Origin of the sequence: Citrobacter sp. RHBSTW-00881 (genome assembly GCF_013728515.1) — a bacterium.
Lineage (GTDB): Bacteria > Pseudomonadota > Gammaproteobacteria > Enterobacterales > Enterobacteriaceae > Citrobacter > Citrobacter braakii.
Window position 1 is genome coordinate 4,098,845 of the sequence record NZ_CP056269.1, and the last position, 18,786, is coordinate 4,117,630.

At 52.1% G+C, this 18,786-nt stretch carries 40 protein-coding genes and 1 tRNA gene; 17 read left to right on the plus strand and 24 right to left on the minus strand.

The annotated features are described in order from the left end of the window. Window positions 1–2: 2 nt before the first annotated feature. From HV311_RS19740 to HV311_RS19850, 24 genes are all read right to left on the minus strand, one after another. Window positions 3–263 (minus strand): DUF1378 family protein, encoded by a 261-nt coding sequence (locus HV311_RS19740; protein WP_191220357.1) that lies wholly within the window; start codon window positions 261–263, stop codon window positions 3–5. Beyond that, window positions 260–790 (minus strand): hypothetical protein, encoded by a 531-nt coding sequence (locus HV311_RS19745; protein WP_191220358.1) that lies wholly within the window; start codon window positions 788–790, stop codon window positions 260–262. Before HV311_RS19745 ends, HV311_RS19740 begins: the two co-directional genes overlap by 4 nt. After that, on the minus strand, window positions 787–1,314 hold the full coding sequence (locus tag HV311_RS19750; RefSeq protein ID WP_191220359.1) for a lysozyme: 528 nt from the start codon (window positions 1,312–1,314) through the stop codon (window positions 787–789). The genes HV311_RS19745 and HV311_RS19750 overlap by 4 nt, the downstream gene beginning before the upstream one ends. Before the next feature lie 2 nt (window positions 1,315–1,316). Beyond that, window positions 1,317–1,559, minus strand: coding sequence for a phage holin (locus HV311_RS19755; RefSeq protein WP_317077090.1), 243 nt, complete (start codon window positions 1,557–1,559; stop codon window positions 1,317–1,319). A 194-nt stretch (window positions 1,560–1,753) separates the two neighbouring features. Next, window positions 1,754–1,828, minus strand: a tRNA-Ile gene (locus HV311_RS19760). A 91-nt stretch (window positions 1,829–1,919) separates the two neighbouring features. Next, window positions 1,920–2,609, minus strand: coding sequence for a bacteriophage antitermination protein Q (locus HV311_RS19765; protein ID WP_191220360.1), 690 nt, complete (start codon window positions 2,607–2,609; stop codon window positions 1,920–1,922). Continuing rightward, the gene (locus tag HV311_RS28085) at window positions 2,606–2,731 is read right to left on the minus strand and encodes a hypothetical protein (protein ID WP_326928872.1); all 126 of its coding nucleotides are present in this window, start codon (window positions 2,729–2,731) and stop codon (window positions 2,606–2,608) included. Before HV311_RS28085 ends, HV311_RS19765 begins: the two co-directional genes overlap by 4 nt. Then, window positions 2,728–2,925, minus strand: a complete 198-nt coding sequence (locus HV311_RS19770) for a Lar family restriction alleviation protein (protein WP_191220361.1) — start codon at window positions 2,923–2,925, stop codon at window positions 2,728–2,730. Before HV311_RS19770 ends, HV311_RS28085 begins: the two co-directional genes overlap by 4 nt. Then, complete coding sequence (locus HV311_RS19775; RefSeq protein WP_191220362.1) at window positions 2,922–3,506, minus strand: recombination protein NinG; 585 nt, start codon at window positions 3,504–3,506, stop codon at window positions 2,922–2,924. Before HV311_RS19775 ends, HV311_RS19770 begins: the two co-directional genes overlap by 4 nt. Then, complete coding sequence (locus HV311_RS19780; protein WP_191220363.1) at window positions 3,499–3,669, minus strand: NinE family protein; 171 nt, start codon at window positions 3,667–3,669, stop codon at window positions 3,499–3,501. The genes HV311_RS19775 and HV311_RS19780 overlap by 8 nt, the downstream gene beginning before the upstream one ends. Next, window positions 3,662–4,111 carry a recombination protein NinB gene (locus tag HV311_RS19785; RefSeq protein ID WP_191220364.1) on the minus strand — a complete coding sequence of 150 codons (450 nt, stop codon included), beginning with the start codon at window positions 4,109–4,111 and terminating at the stop codon, window positions 3,662–3,664. The genes HV311_RS19780 and HV311_RS19785 overlap by 8 nt, the downstream gene beginning before the upstream one ends. 230 nt (window positions 4,112–4,341) lie before the next feature. After that, window positions 4,342–4,497, minus strand: coding sequence for a hypothetical protein (locus HV311_RS19790; protein ID WP_191220365.1), 156 nt, complete (start codon window positions 4,495–4,497; stop codon window positions 4,342–4,344). A gap of 173 nt (window positions 4,498–4,670) precedes the next feature. Beyond that, the gene (locus tag HV311_RS19795) at window positions 4,671–4,886 is read right to left on the minus strand and encodes a hypothetical protein (RefSeq protein ID WP_191220366.1); all 216 of its coding nucleotides are present in this window, start codon (window positions 4,884–4,886) and stop codon (window positions 4,671–4,673) included. Further along, window positions 4,883–5,506: a hypothetical protein gene (locus tag HV311_RS27880; RefSeq protein WP_220131807.1), complete on the minus strand. Its 624-nt coding sequence runs from the start codon at window positions 5,504–5,506 to the stop codon at window positions 4,883–4,885. Before HV311_RS27880 ends, HV311_RS19795 begins: the two co-directional genes overlap by 4 nt. Next, window positions 5,503–6,201, minus strand: coding sequence for a hypothetical protein (locus HV311_RS28090; RefSeq protein ID WP_326928873.1), 699 nt, complete (start codon window positions 6,199–6,201; stop codon window positions 5,503–5,505). Before HV311_RS28090 ends, HV311_RS27880 begins: the two co-directional genes overlap by 4 nt. A 252-nt stretch (window positions 6,202–6,453) precedes the next feature. Then, window positions 6,454–7,035, minus strand: coding sequence for a hypothetical protein (locus tag HV311_RS19810; RefSeq protein WP_191220367.1), 582 nt, complete (start codon window positions 7,033–7,035; stop codon window positions 6,454–6,456). Continuing rightward, the gene (locus HV311_RS19815) at window positions 7,025–7,351 is read right to left on the minus strand and encodes a hypothetical protein (protein ID WP_191220368.1); all 327 of its coding nucleotides are present in this window, start codon (window positions 7,349–7,351) and stop codon (window positions 7,025–7,027) included. The genes HV311_RS19810 and HV311_RS19815 overlap by 11 nt, the downstream gene beginning before the upstream one ends. After that, the gene (locus HV311_RS19820; RefSeq protein WP_191220369.1) at window positions 7,348–7,890 is read right to left on the minus strand and encodes a hypothetical protein; all 543 of its coding nucleotides are present in this window, start codon (window positions 7,888–7,890) and stop codon (window positions 7,348–7,350) included. The genes HV311_RS19815 and HV311_RS19820 overlap by 4 nt, the downstream gene beginning before the upstream one ends. Beyond that, the gene (locus tag HV311_RS19825) at window positions 7,887–8,390 is read right to left on the minus strand and encodes a hypothetical protein (protein WP_191220370.1); all 504 of its coding nucleotides are present in this window, start codon (window positions 8,388–8,390) and stop codon (window positions 7,887–7,889) included. Before HV311_RS19825 ends, HV311_RS19820 begins: the two co-directional genes overlap by 4 nt. Continuing rightward, window positions 8,390–9,793 carry a DnaB-like helicase C-terminal domain-containing protein gene (locus HV311_RS19830; RefSeq protein WP_191220371.1) on the minus strand — a complete coding sequence of 468 codons (1,404 nt, stop codon included), beginning with the start codon at window positions 9,791–9,793 and terminating at the stop codon, window positions 8,390–8,392. Before HV311_RS19830 ends, HV311_RS19825 begins: the two co-directional genes overlap by 1 nt. Further along, window positions 9,790–10,608, minus strand: a complete 819-nt coding sequence (locus HV311_RS19835) for a replication protein (protein ID WP_191220372.1) — start codon at window positions 10,606–10,608, stop codon at window positions 9,790–9,792. Before HV311_RS19835 ends, HV311_RS19830 begins: the two co-directional genes overlap by 4 nt. Further along, window positions 10,601–10,747: a chorismate synthase gene (locus HV311_RS19840; protein WP_146158953.1), complete on the minus strand. Its 147-nt coding sequence runs from the start codon at window positions 10,745–10,747 to the stop codon at window positions 10,601–10,603. Before HV311_RS19840 ends, HV311_RS19835 begins: the two co-directional genes overlap by 8 nt. A gap of 87 nt (window positions 10,748–10,834) precedes the next feature. Next, window positions 10,835–11,056: a CII family transcriptional regulator gene (locus HV311_RS19845; RefSeq protein ID WP_191220373.1), complete on the minus strand. Its 222-nt coding sequence runs from the start codon at window positions 11,054–11,056 to the stop codon at window positions 10,835–10,837. A gap of 33 nt (window positions 11,057–11,089) precedes the next feature. Then, window positions 11,090–11,311, minus strand: coding sequence for a helix-turn-helix domain-containing protein (locus HV311_RS19850; protein ID WP_191220374.1), 222 nt, complete (start codon window positions 11,309–11,311; stop codon window positions 11,090–11,092). Window positions 11,312–11,410: 99 nt separating this feature from the next. Between HV311_RS19850 and HV311_RS19855 the strand changes: the two genes are divergently transcribed. The 17 genes from HV311_RS19855 to HV311_RS19930 all read left to right on the plus strand — a co-directional run bounded on the left by HV311_RS19855 (window position 11,411) and on the right by HV311_RS19930 (window position 18,770). Continuing rightward, the gene (locus tag HV311_RS19855) at window positions 11,411–12,043 is read left to right on the plus strand and encodes a LexA family protein (RefSeq protein WP_191220375.1); all 633 of its coding nucleotides are present in this window, start codon (window positions 11,411–11,413) and stop codon (window positions 12,041–12,043) included. A 178-nt stretch (window positions 12,044–12,221) separates the two neighbouring features. Then, window positions 12,222–12,620, plus strand: coding sequence for a host cell division inhibitory peptide Kil (gene kil / locus HV311_RS28095; protein ID WP_326928874.1), 399 nt, complete (start codon window positions 12,222–12,224; stop codon window positions 12,618–12,620). After that, a complete protein-coding gene (locus HV311_RS19865) occupies window positions 12,617–12,814 on the plus strand; it encodes a DUF1482 family protein (protein ID WP_191220376.1) in 198 nt (65 codons plus the stop codon). The genes kil and HV311_RS19865 overlap by 4 nt, the downstream gene beginning before the upstream one ends. Then, window positions 12,780–13,097, plus strand: a complete 318-nt coding sequence (locus HV311_RS19870; RefSeq protein WP_326928875.1) for a hypothetical protein — start codon at window positions 12,780–12,782, stop codon at window positions 13,095–13,097. The genes HV311_RS19865 and HV311_RS19870 overlap by 35 nt, the downstream gene beginning before the upstream one ends. A gap of 82 nt (window positions 13,098–13,179) precedes the next feature. Beyond that, entirely contained in the window at window positions 13,180–13,575 is a 396-nt protein-coding gene (locus tag HV311_RS19875; protein ID WP_191220377.1) for a hypothetical protein, read from the plus strand. Then, window positions 13,569–13,727 (plus strand): hypothetical protein, encoded by a 159-nt coding sequence (locus HV311_RS19880; RefSeq protein WP_191220378.1) that lies wholly within the window; start codon window positions 13,569–13,571, stop codon window positions 13,725–13,727. The genes HV311_RS19875 and HV311_RS19880 overlap by 7 nt, the downstream gene beginning before the upstream one ends. Next, a complete protein-coding gene (gene exoX, locus HV311_RS19885; protein WP_191220379.1) occupies window positions 13,711–14,370 on the plus strand; it encodes an exodeoxyribonuclease X in 660 nt (219 codons plus the stop codon). Before HV311_RS19880 ends, exoX begins: the two co-directional genes overlap by 17 nt. A 3-nt stretch (window positions 14,371–14,373) precedes the next feature. Then, a complete protein-coding gene (locus HV311_RS19890) occupies window positions 14,374–15,042 on the plus strand; it encodes an ATP-binding protein (RefSeq protein WP_191220380.1) in 669 nt (222 codons plus the stop codon). Between the two features lie 15 nt (window positions 15,043–15,057). Then, window positions 15,058–15,762, plus strand: coding sequence for a hypothetical protein (locus HV311_RS19895; RefSeq protein WP_191221210.1), 705 nt, complete (start codon window positions 15,058–15,060; stop codon window positions 15,760–15,762). Continuing rightward, window positions 15,746–15,928 carry a hypothetical protein gene (locus HV311_RS19900; RefSeq protein WP_191220381.1) on the plus strand — a complete coding sequence of 61 codons (183 nt, stop codon included), beginning with the start codon at window positions 15,746–15,748 and terminating at the stop codon, window positions 15,926–15,928. The genes HV311_RS19895 and HV311_RS19900 overlap by 17 nt, the downstream gene beginning before the upstream one ends. Further along, entirely contained in the window at window positions 15,921–16,478 is a 558-nt protein-coding gene (locus HV311_RS19905; RefSeq protein WP_191220382.1) for a phage N-6-adenine-methyltransferase, read from the plus strand. Before HV311_RS19900 ends, HV311_RS19905 begins: the two co-directional genes overlap by 8 nt. Beyond that, window positions 16,475–16,696, plus strand: a complete 222-nt coding sequence (locus HV311_RS28100; RefSeq protein WP_326928876.1) for a hypothetical protein — start codon at window positions 16,475–16,477, stop codon at window positions 16,694–16,696. Before HV311_RS19905 ends, HV311_RS28100 begins: the two co-directional genes overlap by 4 nt. Then, window positions 16,693–17,286, plus strand: a complete 594-nt coding sequence (locus HV311_RS19910; RefSeq protein ID WP_191220383.1) for a hypothetical protein — start codon at window positions 16,693–16,695, stop codon at window positions 17,284–17,286. The genes HV311_RS28100 and HV311_RS19910 overlap by 4 nt, the downstream gene beginning before the upstream one ends. Further along, window positions 17,283–17,474, plus strand: a complete 192-nt coding sequence (locus HV311_RS19915) for a DUF1382 family protein (protein WP_191220384.1) — start codon at window positions 17,283–17,285, stop codon at window positions 17,472–17,474. The genes HV311_RS19910 and HV311_RS19915 overlap by 4 nt, the downstream gene beginning before the upstream one ends. Beyond that, entirely contained in the window at window positions 17,471–18,199 is a 729-nt protein-coding gene (locus HV311_RS19920) for a DNA-methyltransferase (RefSeq protein ID WP_191220385.1), read from the plus strand. The genes HV311_RS19915 and HV311_RS19920 overlap by 4 nt, the downstream gene beginning before the upstream one ends. Beyond that, on the plus strand, window positions 18,196–18,423 hold the full coding sequence (locus tag HV311_RS19925) for a TraR/DksA family transcriptional regulator (protein WP_191220386.1): 228 nt from the start codon (window positions 18,196–18,198) through the stop codon (window positions 18,421–18,423). Before HV311_RS19920 ends, HV311_RS19925 begins: the two co-directional genes overlap by 4 nt. Beyond that, window positions 18,420–18,770, plus strand: coding sequence for a DUF7694 domain-containing protein (locus tag HV311_RS19930; RefSeq protein ID WP_191220387.1), 351 nt, complete (start codon window positions 18,420–18,422; stop codon window positions 18,768–18,770). The genes HV311_RS19925 and HV311_RS19930 overlap by 4 nt, the downstream gene beginning before the upstream one ends. Window positions 18,771–18,786 lie beyond the last annotated feature (16 nt).

Below are 18,786 nucleotides of genomic sequence, written 5' to 3' on the forward strand. Positions count from 1 at the left end.
TGTTATCCCACCACCGGGCCGGATGTGCTCGTTGCTGTGGCGTCAGGCGCTGAATCGGCTTCTGCCTGGAGTTGTTTCAGCCTGACCTGCACCAGCGCCTCAACCTTATCGGCTTCGGCCTTTGCCGCCGCTGCGGCTTCCTGCGCTTTCGCTTCGGCGTGAGCTTTGAACCAGTCACGGATTTTGACCCAGCCACCAGCGATGAGCAGGAATGCACTGGTCGCAGCGGAGAAGTACAGCAGTAATGTTTCGAATAACGTCATTTCGTTTTCCCTTGCCTGAGTTGCTCGGCCTGCCTGATGGCGGCCAGTTGGTTGTTTGCTTTCTCTATCGCAGCCAGCAGAGGTTCTATCCAGAGAACAGCCTGGCAGTACGTCAATTGGCTGGAGGGAGTGGCGCTACTACCGGCTTTGTCAGTTCCGGCGGTAGCGGTGTGCATTGCCCCGGCACGTAGACTGTTCGTGTAGTTGAGCAGCCCGTCAGCAACGTAAGCAGGCACAGGGTAATCACACGTTTTTTCACGGCGGAGTATCTCGCGGTATTCGATGACGGTTGTTTCTGCTCTGGCGTCCACGGCAGCATTAGCATCCACCGTACCAGACGCGATCGCGCTGAATGCCTGACTTTCTGTTGCCTGCTGTTGAATGACTTTAGCCTGTAGCAGGACATTGGCATCAGCGGTATCAGCGCGGCTACTGTTACTCGCATAACGGAAACCAAAGAACAGGCCAAGCCCGGCCACCAGCAGGATCAGGAATACGATGATGCTGGCGCGCGCTTCGGCGCTCACTGGTCTATCCCCCAGCACGCAAGCGCGCTTTCCTGATCCCGACGTTCAATCTGCCCATAGCAGTTGTTGGAACGTACCCGGCAATCTTTGCCGCCGTCTTTAATCCACCAGCGAATAGCCTCACAAGCACCTTTACGGTCACCAGCATTGATGCGTTGGTAGAACGTTGATGGGAAGCATTTGCCAGGACCAATGTTATACGGGCAAAACGAAGCAATCCCGGCCTTCTGCGGTTCGGTCAGCTTCACATGAATGTTTTTATCCACCCACGCCAGCGCCGCATCGCGTTCTTTTGCATTGACCTGATCGCATTTTTCCTGCGTCAGTTTCATACCCTGGCGAACTGGCTTACCGTCCACCAGCGTGGCGCCACGGCAAATTGTCCAGATCCCGGAACCATCACGGTAAGCCGTCAGGCTATTACCCTCTTTCTCATTCAGGAACTGATCCAGAATGGTGGGGGCAGAAGCGCCAGCAAGAACAAGCCCCAACACAGCGGCGCTGAGTTTTGTTTTTGAGGCCATGGTTAATCATCCTGCGGTGGCGATACGAGTTTCCCGGCAGAAAGCGCTTTCTCATAGGCTTTCGTCCAGCGGCGTTTGAAATACAGATTGGTGAAGTACGTGGCGGCACCAATGATGATCCCGCTTATCAGCGCAATAAAATTCCAGTCCAGACCGTGAAACCAGTCATAGGCCCGCGCAAGGCCTGTACAAATCAAGCCGCCTGACGTGCAGTACGTGGCCGCCGAAAAGATTTTATCAGGCATGGTTTTGATCATCTCGTCACCTCCGATTAGTCGGGGTGCTGTGCGTAATAGGTTCAGGCCCTCGGACTGCAATTAACAACGAGACGATGAGGGTTGATTGTCCGGGGCCTGAAAATAGAAAAGCCCGCTGCATGGCGGGCAATATGGGTCGAGCAAAACCGGCGATTATGCCGAAGGTACCCGCTGGTTGGGTTTGGTTCGCCCGGCTGGATTCGAACCAGCGATCATCCAATTATGAGTTGGGTGCTTTACCACTTAGCTACAGGCAAATAAAAAGCCCCGCGGGATGCGAGGCTTTATGTTCTTTGCCGCCATCTACAATTAAGGCAGCATACCAAAGTAGACTCAAATATGGCTTATTTAATTGACTTTTGCAATACCCTGCTGCGAAAAAGCTGATTTTTGTTGAGAACGTGATCGGACTATCGAAATCAAAGAGTGCCTGTCGAGAGACAGAAATACACCGCGCATGGCGCGCCAGTAGTCGCGATAGTTGTGTGTCCAGTTGTCAGGAGCGACGCCAACAAATCCCGCCAGTTCTTCATTCAGGTAGGTTTCTCTCCCTGAAAGTTGCTCTTTGACGTCCTGCGCCGCCAGCCAGATAAGCGCCTTAAGCTTCTCTTTTGTCTTCCCGGCTATGCGCCTGCCTTTAATCGTCTCGCTGAATAGCTGCCAGCCATGCTGAACGATTACGGTTTGCAGGCTGAAATCTGTGTCATGCAGATAGTTCCATTTCACCCAGGCACTTTCGGCGTCTTCCAGCTTCGCTATAGCACGGCGCCAGCTTGCGGTTGAAAACTCCACCGGAATTACCTGGGGGATAGATGTGCCTTTCGCGTGCGACTGCTTGCCCGGTACCGGTGGATTACGCAGCATGATTTTCTTTCCCGTCACCTCATCAACAATGAACTGTCGTTTTCGCGGATACCGTTCGTGGGTGAACTGGAGTTGTTCCACCAGCGCGACTAATTGCCCCTTCGTGCGACCGCTAAAGTCAGCAGTGGCCAGCGCGATTTCTTCCCGGACGTATTGCAGGTATTGTTCGTTCATGCGGCGGCCTCTGATGGTTGTTTTTGCTGAGTGGTTTTAACTGGCTTGCTGTGGCGCTTTACGGCGGGCAGCTTCGCCCGCGCTACGCTTTCGGCCTGGTACTGGATGTATTCAGGTTTCAAGATGGCCTCCGGTTCCAGGATCGGATTGCATCACGCTTTGTCTGGTAGGTGTCAGTGATAGGCTTAATCAGGCATTCGTTGTTGGCGCATCCGGCATAAACGCCTTCACCATCAGAAACCAGCTCCGCTCCCCCACCACAAAACGGGCAGCTCAATAGCGTTGCCCAATGCGGCAATTTGAGGTCGTAAATCATGCGGCCTCCTGCTTTTTCAGGTCGCGGAGTTTCGCCCTGGATTGTGCGCGTATCGCATCCAGTTCTTCCCTGGTGTAACGGTGTGATTCGTTGTTGCACTCCAGCTTTTGCACGCCTTCTTCGCCTATTTCTTCTACCAGGGCAGCGCGGTATGCCTCGATGTTCCCTGATTTATGGACGTTACATGATGGGCACTGGAGCCAAACGTTATTGTCGTCGAAGCGGAGTTGCGAGGCTGTTGCTGTTGTCCGGTAGTGTCCGGCGTGCCAGACTGGAGCGGTTTTCGTTCCACAAGACATACAGCCATAGCCGAGCGACAAGAGATATTCTCGGCGCCAGTCGTTGTAGGCGCGCTGCGTCATGTTGACCCAATGGCTGAGTGGTTTTACTGCGGACTTACGCTCACGCCATTCAGCACGCTCCTTTTTGATATTCGCTTTGCGCTGTCTCTCTTTTTTCTTTTCAAGCTCATGAAGCGCATATCCCGCCCCATGTTCCGGGCAGCACCAGCGGATATTGTCGTAAGCAGGAATAAACCAGGCTGAGCATACTCTGCATTTTCGACGGGGTGGCTTACGCATGATGCCTCCTCGCTGCCAGACGCAGCCATTTCTGATCGACAAGGCGAGCTGTGTAACCTTTAAGGGTGGGTATTTCGGAAGGTAAAAGTGCCGCCTTGCGTTTCAGGCGCGCAGGAATGCGGAAGATAGATCGCTCAATGATTTTTGCGAGTGGGCTATGCATGGGATTCTCCCCAGCGTTTGGCCCATTCGATTTCGAGGCGGGACTTTTCGCTAAACTTCACGCCCTGCTGCGTGCCGAACCAGTAGATAGCCTCGATGACTTCCACCATCTCGCGGACGGTCATCTTGCTGGTACGCTGACCAAACATCACAACGCCACCATCAAGGCCGGGAGCCATGCGTTGCTCTTGTTTTTTGGTCTTCGCCACCAGCGCGGTGATGAGGTCTTTCCAGTCGTCTGAGTCGTACCGGTTGCCGTACCAGATAACCTGATCTGACAGGTCTTTCAGTAGGGGCCACATTTTCCTGTTTTGCCCCAGCGTGCGTGATGGCTCTTTAATGTCCAGCACCAAGGGGCGCTTATAGTCAACAGGGAGGCTGCGAATGTAGTTTATGGCGCTTTGTTTAACGCTTTCGCTTACAAGGTGGAATTGCTGGCTCACGCTTCACCTCCGCAGAGGTTAAACGCAAAATGCAGAAAACCCTCAACATCTGATGACGTTGACGGCAGGAAGGTATTCTCAAATTGTTCGCGCATCAAAGTCCCCTAAAATGCGCGCAGATAGTTAACGGTTTCTCAGGCCGTTATGGATATTATGGACGGACCGTGACGGGAAATCAACGAAGCGAGAAGCATAAAAAAAGCCCCTGTGAGAGGGGCTTGAATTGGGGATTATTGTTTCTGGTGTCCGGCCATTTGTCGCTGCATCTCTGCCAGCTTATCGGCATGCTCCAGCGCAATCTGTTTCCATTCCCGCGCTTCTGCCATCCACCAGGCTACATCGTCACGGAGTCGGCGCATACGGCGCTGTTTGAGTTTGCTAGGCATCGCGTTTATCTCTGCTGAGCATCTTGATTCCGTATTTTCCGACGCGAAGCTCTTTAATGTAGCCATTGCGTACGGAAAACGGGGCGGGAAATTTATCACGATTTATGACAGACATTCCGTAACCGAAAATACGGATCCAGAAACCGCCATTGTAGAATGCATGCTGAATCACCTCACACCCCCTTCGCCGTTTTGATGATTGCTGCCAGGCACTTCTTGCACGGAACCTGCAAAGAACCTTGCTCGATACTGAGTAGCGCGTGCTGTGCATCCTGGAACAGCCATTCGCCGTAACCGGGTTTGTGGCCGCACCACAACTGAATCTCGCAGCGTGGTAGCTTTACGCCGTCCTTCCAGTCGTATTTGATGATATGTCGGATGTGGCTCATGGCTTCACCTTCGGCGCTGCGGCTTCCGCTCTGTTATAAGACTCATCAGATACAAAAGATAATTCACCGTAACCACTCAGGCTGTATCCGATAAGTTGCATAAGCTGCATGCGGTCATCTGGAGTAAAGTCTTCCAAAGCCATCTCATTTAGCCCGTAACCATGCTCCCTTGAGTAATCCAGCATTTTTCTGACAATGGCGTTTTCTTTAAATCGCAGAGTTCCCATAGCATCGAATTCCAGGGGCTGCATAGGCATCCGCTCGCTTACCGGAATCCAGCCATCAGGTGCTTTTGGCGCTGCGGCGAGCATTGCTTTATACAACTCTGTGCTCGATACAATTGGCTCACCTGAATAAAGCGCATTCCTGTACGCTTCTATCATTTCCGGCGTCGGCTCAACCGGGACCAGCACATACCCGGCAGGCACCGTTACAGGTTGCGCTGAATTACCGGACTGGAGGGCGGCACCAAGACGCCTGTTAAGCTCCAGTGCCACCATAGCGATGGTCGATGCGGTGATTGAATGCATGCGCGGATTACTTGCTATGACTTCCAGCCACACGACATCGTTGAATCTGTCAAAGTCGAAATCATCCGGCAACAACGTTTCGTCTTTCATGATTTACCCCCGTTGAGCATGGCGGCGCGGCAGGCGTTAACCAGCGTCAATAGGTCACGACGGTTTACCTTGCACGAATGTTCATCCATGTGATGCCACTCCGTAATGTGGTTAGCTTCATGTTCAAGCCGAGAGAGCACCTCATCCGGCACCGCAGGGACTGGCGCTTGAGACTCAGTTTTCCATCCGTGATGCCACATGAACGCGCAGTAAGCCGCAACGTCACGAGGGTCACCTTTGCCAATGTGCTGATGAAAGTGTTGCAGGCATTGTTCCGACCAATCGCCACGCTTCCAGTTATCTGAGTAGCCATATTTCAGTTGTGCTTTATACAGCTTCTCTGCGAGCGCAGCGCTGAAATCGGCAACCAATTTTTTCGTATCTGGATGCAGGTCAGCGGGCATTGCCACCGCAGGGACTGGCGCGGGGTGGGTGTAGCAAGGAATGGTATAACCGACTTCCGGCATGGCTCGATTAACTATATTCGCGTAACCCTTAGATTCGTTTTCCCCTTGACGAAGATATCCCACCGGCTCTTGCTCATGCGCCGCCAGCGCTAAGCGGAATACTTCGAGTAACTCCTCATCGTTATGAGGGCTGTCACTACCACCATTTTTTAACGATATTTCTAACAGTTCAATTTCAGCTCTGATTCTTTCTTCCAGGCGCTCTCTGCTCGGTAATTGTGCTGTCATGGCCTAATCCTCACCTTGATCGAAAAGAATCCGCGAATAGCCAGCATCAGTGGAAACCTCAAGCCATCCATCACAACGTTCGCCTGTTCTGAGGTTTATTACGCGGGTATGCTGGTACTGCGATCCCCTAATATCGTCTAGGTCATCTTCACTGAAAAACATTGGCTTCCCACAGTGTGGGCAATAGCAACCGTAATCACCATCAGCACGCCCTATGTGCGTTACGGTCAAAATCTCATTAGTAGCCATCTTTCACTCCCCCACGCCTAAAGTGATGCCAGCGGCGGCGCAGGCTTCAATGAACGCCAGGTAGCATTCATCGATCGCCTTGTTCCAAATGCCGTCAGTGACAAATCCTGAGTTGTTGTGTTTGGTAGGCAACTTAACGGTGAGTGTGCGGGCCTCTAGTTCAGCGATGCGCTTAACCATGGACTCTGCGTACTGTTCTTGATTGCCTTCGCCCGCGAGTGCCTTTTCAGTTGTCCAGCCAATAGCCGCTCCCAGTTGGTCATATTGCGCAAGCAACATACTCACACCTTCCTCAAGACTGCTAATGTGCTCGCGCTGCTCCGCAATCAGCGCCTTATCAGCGTCACGATCTGCCAGCAGGGAGAGGATAAAATCAGGCGTACATAATTCCGCAAGTCGCGCGTAATTCTCGTTTTCTGCTGAATACTCAGGAAAACAAATATCGCGAAGAACGGTAAACACAATGCCGCCCTTATTTCTCAGGCACATTTTTCCGTGATATACGACAAGTGATAATGGCTCTTGCTTATCGCACGATTCAGCCGCCGCTCTGAGTGCCTGAATCTGTTCGCTGTTAATGGTCATTTCTGAGCTCCTGCTTATATCTACGAACTGAAAGAACCGGACATTTCTCAACGCCATTTTCTTTTACCCATTTCAGTAGCGGAAAACGATATGCATCAAATTGAAGACCTGCAGAGTTATCATCCTGAAATTCTTTCTTCCCAACCATCCACACAGTTTCGAATCGGCGTTCAATGCGTACTGCTGCTCTCCATCCAAACTCTGATCCAGCTTTGATAGCTGCATTTTTTGTTGAAAAAGTTGGTGCTGCTGACGCTATTTCATCAACTTGAATGCTCAGGAGGTGATTATCGCGATAGCTAATTCTGTCCCTCATGACTGCGCTCCTTTGCTCTCGTCTGCGCCGGATTTCGCTAATCTCTTTACTTCACGAACCAGAGACCTCACTCGCCTTTCTTCGTGAAAAAGTCTGCGATATAAGTCCTTCCGCATGTCGTCGTACTTGATCAGCTTTTCGTAATCCCAGTAGGGGTAAACGCATCCGGTATAGGAATCACGTAGCGCCTGAAAATCCTCTGCCGTAATTGCCATGCCACCGAAAAATACGTAGCAGTTTTTTAGGGATGCTAAGTCATTGGCGGTTACGCTTATATGGTCAGGTAGGCATCCTGACCACCAGTGGTCTTTAACTTTTCTTTGGCTTCCATCCCGCATATTTAGTGTCATCTCACTACCGGCAAATGCCTTGAAATATCCACCTGCTGGCGAATACAGCAGCGGTCGTTTAAATGGACCATCGATGCCGATTAAATCTCTTCCAATCTCTTCGTAGATAAAATTGAGTGGTCGGTTTAACACCAAAGCTTCATCGTTGTTAATCTGAACCACTGCAATAACTTTCAGTTCGTCGCTCACGATTGCACCTCCCCTTTGCTCTCGCGAAGCTGGCGGGCGAATGATTCCGCCATGTCTGACACTTTCGCGTAAATCAAAACCTGCCTGTCGAAATAACCTCCAGACTGTAATTTTTTATGCTCAGCCGACATTTCCGCTGCGAACATCGCCACCCCTTCCGCTCTCAGCGCTGCGATTGCGGCGTCGGTAGTGGGGGTTGGCGGAATGCATTGGATTGCTGGCTGTAAGCGACGCTGATAAACATCTATCAGATTCTCAATACCAGACTGCATTACTGCTTCATGGAATCCTTCGGCAATGGCTGCGTTAAAGCATCCAGATTGTTCATGCATCGGCGCCAATATATTTGCATTCTCAGCCACCAATGCGTCGCGCTGCTCAGTCACTGCTACCAGCTCGCGCAGGCAGGCAAGCTCAAAATCACCACGCAGCGACACAATGCCTGTGGAAGTCAGTTCATTGATGCGCTGCTTTACGCTTTCCATCGTTACCTGTTTCATCAGAAGCCACCTCGTTTATTCGGTTTTTCTTCGCGTTCCTGGGTGCGGCGGCGCGCCGTCTCCTGGTCGCAGTCGTAGATTGAACCGTTGCGTTGTTCGCAGTGAATAACGCCGCTTTGCCCGTGCCGGTTAAGGCGTAACAGCAACTCCGTTTCGCTCTGGTTAGCGGTTTCGTCATAGGCGCCGCCGCGGTAAATACCGATCCAGTAATCGCAGTCCTGTTCGATTTGTCCTGTGTCGCGGGAGTCGCTCGGCAGCGGGCGTTTGTTGGTGCGTTTTTCCAGATCGCGGTTTAACTGCGTCAACAGGACAACGACGCAATCCAACTCTTTAGCCAGGTTCTTAAGCCCCTTGGTGATCAGCCCGTAGGCCAGGTCGTTACGATCGGCTTTTTCAGCGGTCATAAGCGTCAGGTAATCGACCAGTACCATTCCGACGCGGCCCTTTTCGCGCTTAATGCGCCGGGCTTCTGACTGGATGTGCTGGAACGAGATGCCAGGCGTGTCATCGATAAAGAAATTTCCGCTTTCAGCCATCTGCAATGCCCGGGCGTTGGCGTGGGAAAACTCGGACTCATCGTCGGCGCCACGGTAGAAAATGTCGGTGTTAACGCCTGACAACTGCCCTACCATGCGTTCGAAGATTTGCTTGTCCGGCATTTCCAGACTGAACATGACGGCCGGCAGGTTTTCATGCAGCGCGCAGTTGATGGCCAGTTGGCTGTAAAACGTGGTTTTCCCCATCTTCGGGCGAGCACCAATAACCAGCAGGGATCCGCGTACAAGCCCTTTTGGCTGCAACAGTGCATCAAGTGAGGGGATCCCGGTAGAAAGCCCACGGGATCGGCTGTTAGGGTCAAAGCGCCCCTCCAGTTCGTCCAGCCAGTCTTCCATGACGTCCATCAGAGGGCGGGCGCCGCGACGTGAACCGTTGCGGGCATGGTCTGTCAGTTGCGAAGATATCGCCTGGATAGCTTCGTATTTCTGCGCAGCCGTCATGCCGTTGCGGGAATACAGCATTTCCACTGCCTCCGAGAGACGCTGTATAGCGAAACGTTCCATAGCGGCTTCACGCACAGACATGGCGTAGGCGACGATGTTGGCGGCGCTGGGCGTGTTTTTGGATATTTCAGCCAGGTACGCAAAGCCGCCGACCTGCTCTGTAATTCCTTTGCTCTCCAGTGCGTCGAACAGTGTCAGACCGTCTACCGGTTTGTTGTCCCGGTACATCTGGCGCATTTCGGCAAACAGCACCTGGTGGGCGCGGATGTAAAATGACTCTGGTTTCAGGATGGACAGGACTTTTTGGGTTCTTTCGCTGTTGTCGTCGTCCAGCAGCAGGCCACCGATAACACTTTGCTCAGCTTCCAGGTTGTGCGGTATGGTCAGGATCTCTGCGCTCACAATGACCCCTCCCGAGTTTTGATCAGCGTGTCAGAACGCAACAGGTAATCGAAGCTTGCGCGCCAACCCGAGTCGTTTTCACCGAAATAAAACGGCTTTGCAGCACGGGAAAAAGCTGAAAAATAGTTTTCTACAGCTTCAACTGTGGGCTCTTTAAGTTCGGACATCAGACGCTTGATACCGCGACGGCGTTTTTCGTTAAGGGATTCTGCCTTCGGAAGTCGGTCTCCCAGGGTGGTGTTGTATGCAGCCATCACAGCCTGGTAGTCGATACCCGTTTTTTTCTGTGAGACCTGTTTTTCTTCCAGCCCGCCACATTCCCCCTTGGGGGATTTAGGGGGATCTTTTCTTTCTTTCTTTTGAATAGTTTCTTTTGTGTTTAGCTGAATTGGCTTATGGGTATTAGCTGAGTTAGCTAATGTTTCTTTAGCTGTTTTGGCTAATGATTTGCCATATTGGCTAATGCTGAAATTCCAGTCAGAAATGCACTTGTTCACACCAATTGACAGGCCACTTCTGATGATGATGTTCATAGAAATCATCTCGTTTTTAGCCTTGCAAACATGCGTGTGATGAATTCCGGTCATCGCTTCAATCTGGGTATTAGTGATGCGGTCAAACTTTTTTCCGAACCCGTAGGTTTTTCGAATGATCGCCAGAACGACTTTAAGCTGGCGCGCCGTTAAATCGGCAGCCATAACCGCTTCCAGCAGCTCGTTAGCGATGCGGGTATACCCATCATCAATATCTGCCACCTGACGCTCCACGACCGATACAGACGGTCTGAATGGTATTACTTTTGCGAGGTTATCCACGGTCACTCTCCTTGCGTTTCAGTTCTTCGAGGATGGCGCGCATCTTCTCGGCCACCTCCGGATTAACCGAACGGATGAATCGCTCACGAGTGACGTTTTTATGGTTTTGAGCCTGGTAAAAACGATTGGCTTTAGGCATAATTACTCCTGTGAATTGATCCAGTTAATTCGCATCGAAGGCCGGTACTGTTCGCGCAGTCCGGCTTTCACCTTTCAGAACAGACATTCAAGCCTCCATGTCACCTTTCCCGGCTTCCCGGTTCGCCAGCAGAATGGCCAGCAGCAGAGACATGTTCGGCACCAGGTTTTCCCGCCAGCGGCTTACCGTTGACTTGTTCACTCCGGCCAGCTTTGCCAGTGACGTAATGCCCAGTTCAACCATCTGGCCGTTGAGCCAGCTCTCTATCCTCCGGGCCTCCAATTTGTTGCGTGTCGTTAAGGTGTCCATTTGTGATACTTCCTCTTGGTGTTGGGCCGCCGGTCAGGCGGCAGTTGATTTGCTCTGGTCATCTCCGAAAAGAAGCCATTCCGGCTTGCACTTAAGCGCGCGAGCCAGCTCAACCAGGTAGCGTGGGCGCTTCGTAGAGCCAGATTCGATAGCCTGAATAGACTGCTGCCGCATACCGGCAAGCTTTGCCAGTTGGTCTTGTGACAGATTCATCTCTTCGCGTTTTTTCTTGAGGCGTTGAGAAATTGTTTCCATATGCCCTCCACAGTTTTATCTGTATTCAACAACAGTTATTTCTGTTTGTCAAATACAGTTTTAACTGTGACTATCAGGGAGGATTAAAAGGGGAGTGCTATGAGCCTTGCAGATCGCGTAAAGCAAAAAAGAATTGAGATGGGGCTTACCCAAACAGAAGCCGCTGAAAAAGCTGGTATACGCCAACAATCATGGCAAAGTATTGAAGACGGTAAGACGCTGAAACCACGAAACATTGTAGGCATTGGCAAGGCGTTAAATTGTGATCCATCATGGTTGATGAATGGCGGCGCGTTCATGTCGACGAGTGAGGTAAATTCCCGACGTGTACCACTTATCAGCTATGTTCAGGCTGGCGCCCTGGCGGAGAAAAAACCTATCGAAGCATTTGACGGTGATTTCGAATACATACTTACGGACCTGGACCTTTCGGAGCACAGCTTCGCATTGCGAATTGAAGGCGACTCAATGGAGCCTGACTTCAAGGCCGGAGATGTGATTATTATTGATCCGGAACTGGAACCAGCGCCAGGTGAATTTGTGGTTGCCAAAAATGGTGGGCAAGAAGCTACATTCAAAAAATACAGGCCCACATATACCGATATGAAAGGCATTCAGCATTTCGAGTTGGTTCCCTTAAACGATGATTACCCGGTAATAAACTGTGATACGCAGCCCGTGCAGATAATTGGCGTCATGATAGAGCACAGAATTTATCGTCGAAAACGCTAACCGTTTTCATCCCCCACCACAAGCCGACGCAAGTCGGTTTTTTTACGCCCATCAAAAATAAATTCCTCAATTTTACAGATAGATATGTATTAAAACGGAAATAATACAGTTTTGTCTGTTGACGAGAATACAGTTTTATCTGTAAACTTAACTCATCCAAACAGCGGGCTTCGCGGCGGTGAATTGCAGTCCACCGAGACAACCAGAAGACAAGCGCCTGGCGCCGCCAGCGAGGCCCACCATCAGCGCAGATAGTTTTAACTCCGCCAGCCGGGCGACAACGGCAGAGGATGAGATGGAAATTACGCATAACAACCATCAGTACAAAGTTACCCCGATGGCCAATGGCACCCTCTGGCGCCTGACGCTGGTTGGCAGCCCGCGCGAAAGCGTTGTCCTGAACCGTGACCAGATGGTCATAGCTGGCCTGGGCCATGTTATCGAGAAAAGCATTGTGGACCTCAACAAAGTCCGCGCTGCTCAAAACAAAATCGTCATCGCCCGTTTTCTCGGTGATGAGCTGATGTGGACCAAAGCGGTTGAAGAATACCGCCAGGCAACAGGAGCGCAGCCATGAACACGTTATTTGCCCTGGTACTGACTGTCGGCCTGACCAACGGTGACTTTCAGGATGTTGTAGTCGGTGTTTACGACAACCTGCAGCAATGCGAAGCCGCCGCAGTTGAACAGCAAGTAGCTGGCGAGTGTTTCCCGGTTGAGCGCATTGTCCGGGCTGATGAAAAACCTGCCGGGTATCCGGCCTCATTTTAGGGTGATGGAAATGTGTAATTGCATCGAAACCGCAGCAGAAAAATTGAAACAACACCTGCTTGTTAAGGTACCTGACGGTGCCGAAGTAAGCGAAAGCATGCTTGATACCGGCTGGGAAAACACTGTGTATTCTCTTGGTGATAGCAAAATGCATGTGATGCTGAAATACCGCCTCGCTTACCGCGCCAAAAAGAAAAACGGCGAAATGGCTAAAAACAAGAACCGTCTCGAAGCCAGTCTGAAAATGACTTTTTGCCCACTCTGCGGTGAAAAGCTCGAATAAGCCCTGACGGGCAAAACCAAATTAATCGACACAGGCAGCCGCCATGGTGCCGGGATTCTCTCAGCCTTATGGAGTGTTAATTATGAATCCATTACCGCGTATTTCCTCTGAACGACTGGCAGCACTTCCTGTCGGTTCTCGTCTCAAACTCGGTTCGCAGATCGTAAAGCTTACTGGTCGCGGCCCGTTCACTTACAGCGATGGTCGCACGGAAGACATTATCGAGTACGTCGATTCGCGCGGCGTGGCCGGAAGTCATGCAGAAAGCATTTTCCTGGCTTCGGCTACGGAACATCTCAACTCAGTGATGTGCGACAAGTGCGGCCAGCTTCGTCATCCGGATGACTGCGACGTCCGCACCATTCATACCGCCATGGCAAGCCGTACAGGTCATTTCTGCCACGACAAAGGCTGTGCTGAGCGTTTTTTCCTGTTGCACCCGGCACAGGCAACACGAACGAGGAAACGCAGATGGTAAAGCGTCTCGAAGGAATGATGCTGATCGCCATGCTTTGTCTGGCGTACAGACTGCAACCCGAAGACCTGGAGCGAGTCGCTAACCAGCTCGCTGAATTTGACGCAGTAAACGACGCAATTACAGGAGAGTTCAACAATGTTGCGTGTAATTGATACCGAAACAACCAGCTTTGAGGGCGGCGTGGTGGAGATTGCCAGCGTGGATATCGTCAAAGGCGTTATCTGCAACCCGATGAGCGATCTGGTTCGCCCTGCTGAGCCTATCGGCTTCTCGGCGATGGCTATTCACCACATCACCGAGGATATGGTTTCCGATGCTCCGCTTATCTCTGATGTGATCGGGAAGTACCTGGGCGCTGATGCCTATGTGGCCCACAACGCGGCATTTGACAAAGGCAAGCTGCCACAGGTCACTGCCCCCTGGATTTGCACGTTAAAGCTGGCGCGCAAGCTGTATCCGGAATTTGAGTCGCACGGCAACCAGTACCTGCGCTATCGCCTCGGCCTGAAACCGGAAGTGCCGGAAGGTCTGTATGCGCACCGCGCGCTGTATGACTGCTATGTCACGGCTGAACTGCTGATGTACATGGGACGGGAAGCGCAATGGAGTATCGGAGAAATGCGGGAAATCTCTAACTCACCATCCCTGCTGCACATGATGCGCTTCGGTAAATACAAGGGGAAAACCTTCGAAGAAGTGGCGCGCATTGATAAAGGGTATCTGCGCTGGATGAGCGGGACAGAGCTTGATGAAGACATGCGCTTCACGGTCGATCACTGGCTGATTGAGGGGTGATGTATGGCGATGATGACTCTGATCCTTGCTGATTCCGGTTTCGGTAAGACATACAGCCTGCGCAACGTAAACCCGGAAAACGCCATTCTTGCCCGCTGCATTCGTAAGGCACTGCCATTTAAAAACAATGGCGGCTGGAAATTGCATGGGAAAAGACTGCCGGATAACTCTATCCAGCGTGGGAACGTCATTGATATTCGCGACGGCCGTCACCTGTTTAACGTTATTCAAAACATGGCAAACAGCGGACGTCGGATGCTCATCATCGACGATTTTCAGGCGGTCATGCAGCACGAAAACATGAACCGGGCATATGAGACCGGATACACCAAATTTACTGAAATGGCCGAGCATGCCTGGCGAATCATTGAGGCCGCCACCCAGTTGCCTGACGACTTCCGTGTTTATTTCCTCGCTCATACCGAAGACAGCGAAGGGAAAGTGCGCATGAAAACCGTCGGCAAGATGCTGAACGAAAAACTTACCCCGGAAGGTTACTTCCCGATTGTGCTTCGAATTATCAAGCGCGATGGCCGTCATCTGTTCCTGTTGAAGGGAGATGACAACGACACCGTTAAATGCCCGCCAGATCTGATCGGTAATGGCATTACGGAAATGGATAACGACCTGGCGAAATTTGATGCCGCCATAACCGAATTCTCTGACTTATAACGAGGCAAAAAAATGATGAATCAACCTGTAGCTTTTTCATGGAATAAGCAGGCTTCCGAAGCCGCTCTTAAAGCTGGCGCAACTGCCGGTATTACAGATACCGGTGCCTATGAAGGCGACATTCTCTCTGCCGTTTATGAGTTTGGTAAAGACGGCTCGCAGTCACAGGCTCTTGTTTTATCCATCGATGTTAACGGACAAAAAGCCAATTTTTTACGCATCAACTTTCTTGGCCGTGATGGCAGCCAGACATTTGGCATGGGGCTGATTTCTGCCCTTCTGTGGGCTGCTCAGGTAAAGGATGCGCAACCGCAACAACGGCAGGGCCAGAACGGTACTGAATGGTTTCTTCCCGCACTGGAAGGCAAGCGCGCTGGCTTTTTCCTGCAAAAAGTTCTCACCACCAAACAGGACGGCAGCGACAGCTACAAATTTGAGGTCCGGCATATTTTCCAGCCTGGATCGCGCCTGACTTACAAAGAGTACTTCGAAAAAACGCCAGCAGAAACGATCGCCACGCTGGAGCGCACTGTAAAAGACAAGGATGACCGCAAGCCACATGACCAGTCTCGCGGCGGATGGGGTGCTCCTAATACGCAAAATTCAGGTGGCTGGGGCGCGCCTCAGAATGACCCTAACGCCGTCCCTGATTCGCGCCTGCAACAGGCAATGCGCCAGCAAAACCAGACACCGGAATTTGACGATGACATTCCGTTCTGATGAGCCATGGACTCAGCAGGAACTGGCGCTGCTCGAATTACTGTCGAATGAAAGCGTAGCCGAAATGACTGGCCGATCACTCGAAGACATTCAGCAGCGCCGCCTGGAAGAAAACCACCGTCGCAATAACTGGCCTGAGTTTGACCCGGAGCGTACCAATGACTGATTTCAACGGCAGCAACACCCCGCCAGAGCAGCGCGATAGCTGGCGCACGCCGCCAGCATTGTTTGCGGCACTGAACGCGGAATTCATCTTCCAGATGGACGCCGCGGCCACCGAAGAAAACCGCCTGTGCCGCCTGTTTATTTCGGAAGAAGAAAACACCCTTACCACCTCGTGGCCTCAGGCCATGGGGTACGCAGAGGGCTATGTATGGCTGAACCCGCCGTACAGCGACATAGGCCCGTTTGTCGACAAGGTGGCGCACGAAAACAAATGGAGCCGGATCGGCTGCGTGATGTTGCTCCCGGCGGACACCTCCGTAGGTTGGTTCAGCCAGGCAATCGAGACGGCCAGCGAAGTGCGGTTCATCACTGGCGGTCGGCTTTCTTTTGTTCAGCCCTCGACTGGCAAGAAAAAAGACGGAAACAACAAAGGATCAATGCTGATTATCTGGCATCCGTGGCCGCGCACTCACTGCCGTTTTACCACAGTGAACCGCGATGAGTTGCTGGAGTTCGGCGAGAAGCTTTTGGCTAAGCGGGAGGTCGCATGACGCCAGCAGAGCAGGAAAACGCGATACGCGCACAGGCTAAACGCTGCACTGAGGAACTAAAGGCAGCATTGAAGCAAAAGCCGAAACCTAAGTGGAACGATGTATGCCCTCCGATCCTCCGTAAGCACTACGAGAAGGTGAAGCCATTCGGCATAAGTCTGGTGAAGTTTAACAGTGTCATTGGCCGGCTTAATGGTCGGTATGGAGTGGAATCGTGAAAGAACGCGGAATGATTTTTAACGCTGAGATGGTTCGCGCCATTCTCGACGGACGGAAAACGCAGACGCGGCGGATCGTAAAATCCGACTGTATGGATATTGGTGAAAAAGATGATGGCACGCTTTGGCCGTGGCGAGAACACGATAACGGCGGCGACTACTGGTATCCGTGCCCGTTCGGTGAAGTCGGCGATCGCATCTGGGTGCGCGAGACGTTTGGTGATTGCGGTGAGCGCCTTGTCTATCGCGCTGACACTGATGATGGTGCTCAGTGCAAGGTTAAGCGCTGGACACCATCTATTCACATGCCGCGCTGGGCCAGCCGCATCACGCTGGAGATTACTGGCGTGCGGGTGGAGCGGTTGCAGAACATCAGCGATGAAGACGTGGATGCTGAGGGTTTTGCTGGCGATTATCCAACATCTGCTCTTCCTGCGCTGTTCCCTGGCGAGCCAAGTGACTGGTCCCATTTATCAATGCAGGACTGTTACGGCGTGTTATGGAAATCCATCTACGGCGAAGAGAGTTGGCAGGCTAACCCATGGGTGTGGGTAATTACGTTCCAGCGTGTTGAAGGCGGTGCAGCATGAACAGAGCATCACCTGTTGAATTGAGAAAGTCCCTTGAGATGGCAAATAGCCTGGCGCAAATAGGGATTCGTTTTGTTCCTATTCCCGTGGCGACGGAAGAGGAATTTCAGGCTTTGGTAGCCCGGGTGCACAACAAACTGAACCAGCTTGTTATTGAAGCGGAGAAGAATGAAGGCGGTGCGGCATGATCAGAGTGCATAACACTAATTGCTTCGACATTTTCCCGACATTAGCGGACGGATCGGTTGACATGGTGTGCGCGGATATTCCCTACGGTACCACGCAATGCCGCTGGGACTCTGTTCTCGACCTGCAGGTGATGTGGTGTGAACTGTACCGCATCGCCAAACCGTCGGCGGCCATTGTGCTATTTTCCGCACAGCCGTTTACCAGCGTGCTGGTCAGCAGCAACCTACGGCACTGGCGTAGCGAGTGGATTTGGGAGAAAGGAAACGCTACTGGTTTCCTGAATGCCAAAAAGCAGCCACTGCGCGCCCACGAAAACATCCAGGTGTTTTACCGCCGCCAGCCGACCTATAACCCACAGTTTACGCACGGCCATCCAAGGCGCACGTCTAAGCGCAAGACGGTTAATTCGGAGTGTTACGGCAAGGCATTATCCCTGACTGAGTACGACTCAACCAGCCGGTACCCGAGAGACGTTCAGTTTTTCTCGAGCGACAAGCAGACCGGGAATTTTCACCCAACACAAAAGCCATTGGCGCTGTTGAAGTACATCATCGAAACCTACAGCAACGCCGGAGACGTCGTGCTTGATTTCACGATGGGAAGCGGTACCGCGGGAGTGGCCTGCCAGGAAACGGGGCGATCATTTATTGGTATTGAGAAAGAAGCGCCAATTTTTCTAACCGCCTGTCAGCGCTTGGGGATTAAACAGGAGCATGCAGCATGAGACCAGACACTATCGACGCCGCCTGCGAGCTTGAAGAGCTCCAGCGACAAGCCGCTATTCAGGCCCACCGTATCGACCGCAACGCGGTATCAGCGACTCACTGTGACGAATGCGGTGATGCGATTGAAGAGGCGCGGCGCCGGGCTGTTCCCGGCTGCCGGATGTGTGCGGACTGCCAGGCTGACGCAGAAAAGCGCGGCAAACACAGGGGGATGAAATCGTGATTGGAACACTCAAACCAGTACCGAAAGAAAGCTGGCCCATCAAGATGTATGACCCTAAACGTAGCCAGGTATGGGTTAACGCCTACTTTCTTGTGCAGGAATTTAAGGAAGCGGACGGCGTGATCAGACTGTCGATTAATACCACCAGCATGGGTGCCAGTGGCCGCTGGGAAGACGGCATCACGTGGGATGCGTTGCAAGAAATTAAAAACGCAGTCGGCTATCAGGACCGGGATGCTGTAGAGATTTTCCCGGCGCAAAAAGACCTGATTAACGTAGCAAACATGCGTCACCTGTGGATTGTTCCCGAATCTATCCCATTCGCATGGCGAAGAGACGGCCATTAAGACAACCGGCCCCGGT

Excerpts from the sequence above, each read along its gene's own strand:
- HV311_RS19780 (WP_191220363.1), bottom strand. The coding sequence starts at position 3,669 with ATGCATAGCCCACTCGCAAAAATCATTGAGCGATCTATCTTCCGCATT.
- exoX (WP_191220379.1), top strand. The coding sequence starts at position 13,711 with ATGTTGCGTGTAATTGATACCGAAACAACCAGCTTTGAGGGCGGCGTG.
- HV311_RS27880 (WP_220131807.1), bottom strand. The coding sequence starts at position 5,506 with ATGAAAGACGAAACGTTGTTGCCGGATGATTTCGACTTTGACAGATTC.
- HV311_RS19825 (WP_191220370.1), bottom strand. The coding sequence starts at position 8,390 with ATGAAACAGGTAACGATGGAAAGCGTAAAGCAGCGCATCAATGAACTG.
- HV311_RS19790 (WP_191220365.1), bottom strand. The coding sequence starts at position 4,497 with ATGCCTAGCAAACTCAAACAGCGCCGTATGCGCCGACTCCGTGACGAT.
- HV311_RS19755 (WP_317077090.1), bottom strand. The coding sequence starts at position 1,559 with ATGCCTGATAAAATCTTTTCGGCGGCCACGTACTGCACGTCAGGCGGC.
- HV311_RS19900 (WP_191220381.1), top strand. The coding sequence starts at position 15,746 with ATGACATTCCGTTCTGATGAGCCATGGACTCAGCAGGAACTGGCGCTG.
- HV311_RS19740 (WP_191220357.1), bottom strand. The coding sequence starts at position 263 with ATGACGTTATTCGAAACATTACTGCTGTACTTCTCCGCTGCGACCAGT.
- HV311_RS19875 (WP_191220377.1), top strand. The coding sequence starts at position 13,180 with ATGAATCCATTACCGCGTATTTCCTCTGAACGACTGGCAGCACTTCCT.
- HV311_RS28090 (WP_326928873.1), bottom strand. The coding sequence starts at position 6,201 with ATGACAGCACAATTACCGAGCAGAGAGCGCCTGGAAGAAAGAATCAGA.
- HV311_RS28100 (WP_326928876.1), top strand. The coding sequence starts at position 16,475 with ATGACGCCAGCAGAGCAGGAAAACGCGATACGCGCACAGGCTAAACGC.
- HV311_RS19765 (WP_191220360.1), bottom strand. The coding sequence starts at position 2,609 with ATGAACGAACAATACCTGCAATACGTCCGGGAAGAAATCGCGCTGGCC.
- HV311_RS19850 (WP_191220374.1), bottom strand. The coding sequence starts at position 11,311 with ATGGAAACAATTTCTCAACGCCTCAAGAAAAAACGCGAAGAGATGAAT.
- HV311_RS19815 (WP_191220368.1), bottom strand. The coding sequence starts at position 7,351 with ATGAGGGACAGAATTAGCTATCGCGATAATCACCTCCTGAGCATTCAA.
- HV311_RS19855 (WP_191220375.1), top strand. The coding sequence starts at position 11,411 with ATGAGCCTTGCAGATCGCGTAAAGCAAAAAAGAATTGAGATGGGGCTT.
- HV311_RS19905 (WP_191220382.1), top strand. The coding sequence starts at position 15,921 with ATGACTGATTTCAACGGCAGCAACACCCCGCCAGAGCAGCGCGATAGC.
- HV311_RS19895 (WP_191221210.1), top strand. The coding sequence starts at position 15,058 with ATGAATCAACCTGTAGCTTTTTCATGGAATAAGCAGGCTTCCGAAGCC.
- HV311_RS19770 (WP_191220361.1), bottom strand. The coding sequence starts at position 2,925 with ATGATTTACGACCTCAAATTGCCGCATTGGGCAACGCTATTGAGCTGC.
- HV311_RS19795 (WP_191220366.1), bottom strand. The coding sequence starts at position 4,886 with ATGAGCCACATCCGACATATCATCAAATACGACTGGAAGGACGGCGTA.
- HV311_RS19810 (WP_191220367.1), bottom strand. The coding sequence starts at position 7,035 with ATGACCATTAACAGCGAACAGATTCAGGCACTCAGAGCGGCGGCTGAA.
- HV311_RS19865 (WP_191220376.1), top strand. The coding sequence starts at position 12,617 with ATGAACACGTTATTTGCCCTGGTACTGACTGTCGGCCTGACCAACGGT.
- HV311_RS19870 (WP_326928875.1), top strand. The coding sequence starts at position 12,780 with ATGAAAAACCTGCCGGGTATCCGGCCTCATTTTAGGGTGATGGAAATG.
- HV311_RS19750 (WP_191220359.1), bottom strand. The coding sequence starts at position 1,314 with ATGGCCTCAAAAACAAAACTCAGCGCCGCTGTGTTGGGGCTTGTTCTT.
- HV311_RS19845 (WP_191220373.1), bottom strand. The coding sequence starts at position 11,056 with ATGGACACCTTAACGACACGCAACAAATTGGAGGCCCGGAGGATAGAG.
- HV311_RS19775 (WP_191220362.1), bottom strand. The coding sequence starts at position 3,506 with ATGCGTAAGCCACCCCGTCGAAAATGCAGAGTATGCTCAGCCTGGTTT.
- HV311_RS19880 (WP_191220378.1), top strand. The coding sequence starts at position 13,569 with ATGGTAAAGCGTCTCGAAGGAATGATGCTGATCGCCATGCTTTGTCTG.
- HV311_RS19915 (WP_191220384.1), top strand. The coding sequence starts at position 17,283 with ATGAACAGAGCATCACCTGTTGAATTGAGAAAGTCCCTTGAGATGGCA.
- HV311_RS19890 (WP_191220380.1), top strand. The coding sequence starts at position 14,374 with ATGGCGATGATGACTCTGATCCTTGCTGATTCCGGTTTCGGTAAGACA.
- HV311_RS19840 (WP_146158953.1), bottom strand. The coding sequence starts at position 10,747 with ATGCCTAAAGCCAATCGTTTTTACCAGGCTCAAAACCATAAAAACGTC.
- HV311_RS19925 (WP_191220386.1), top strand. The coding sequence starts at position 18,196 with ATGAGACCAGACACTATCGACGCCGCCTGCGAGCTTGAAGAGCTCCAG.
- HV311_RS19920 (WP_191220385.1), top strand. The coding sequence starts at position 17,471 with ATGATCAGAGTGCATAACACTAATTGCTTCGACATTTTCCCGACATTA.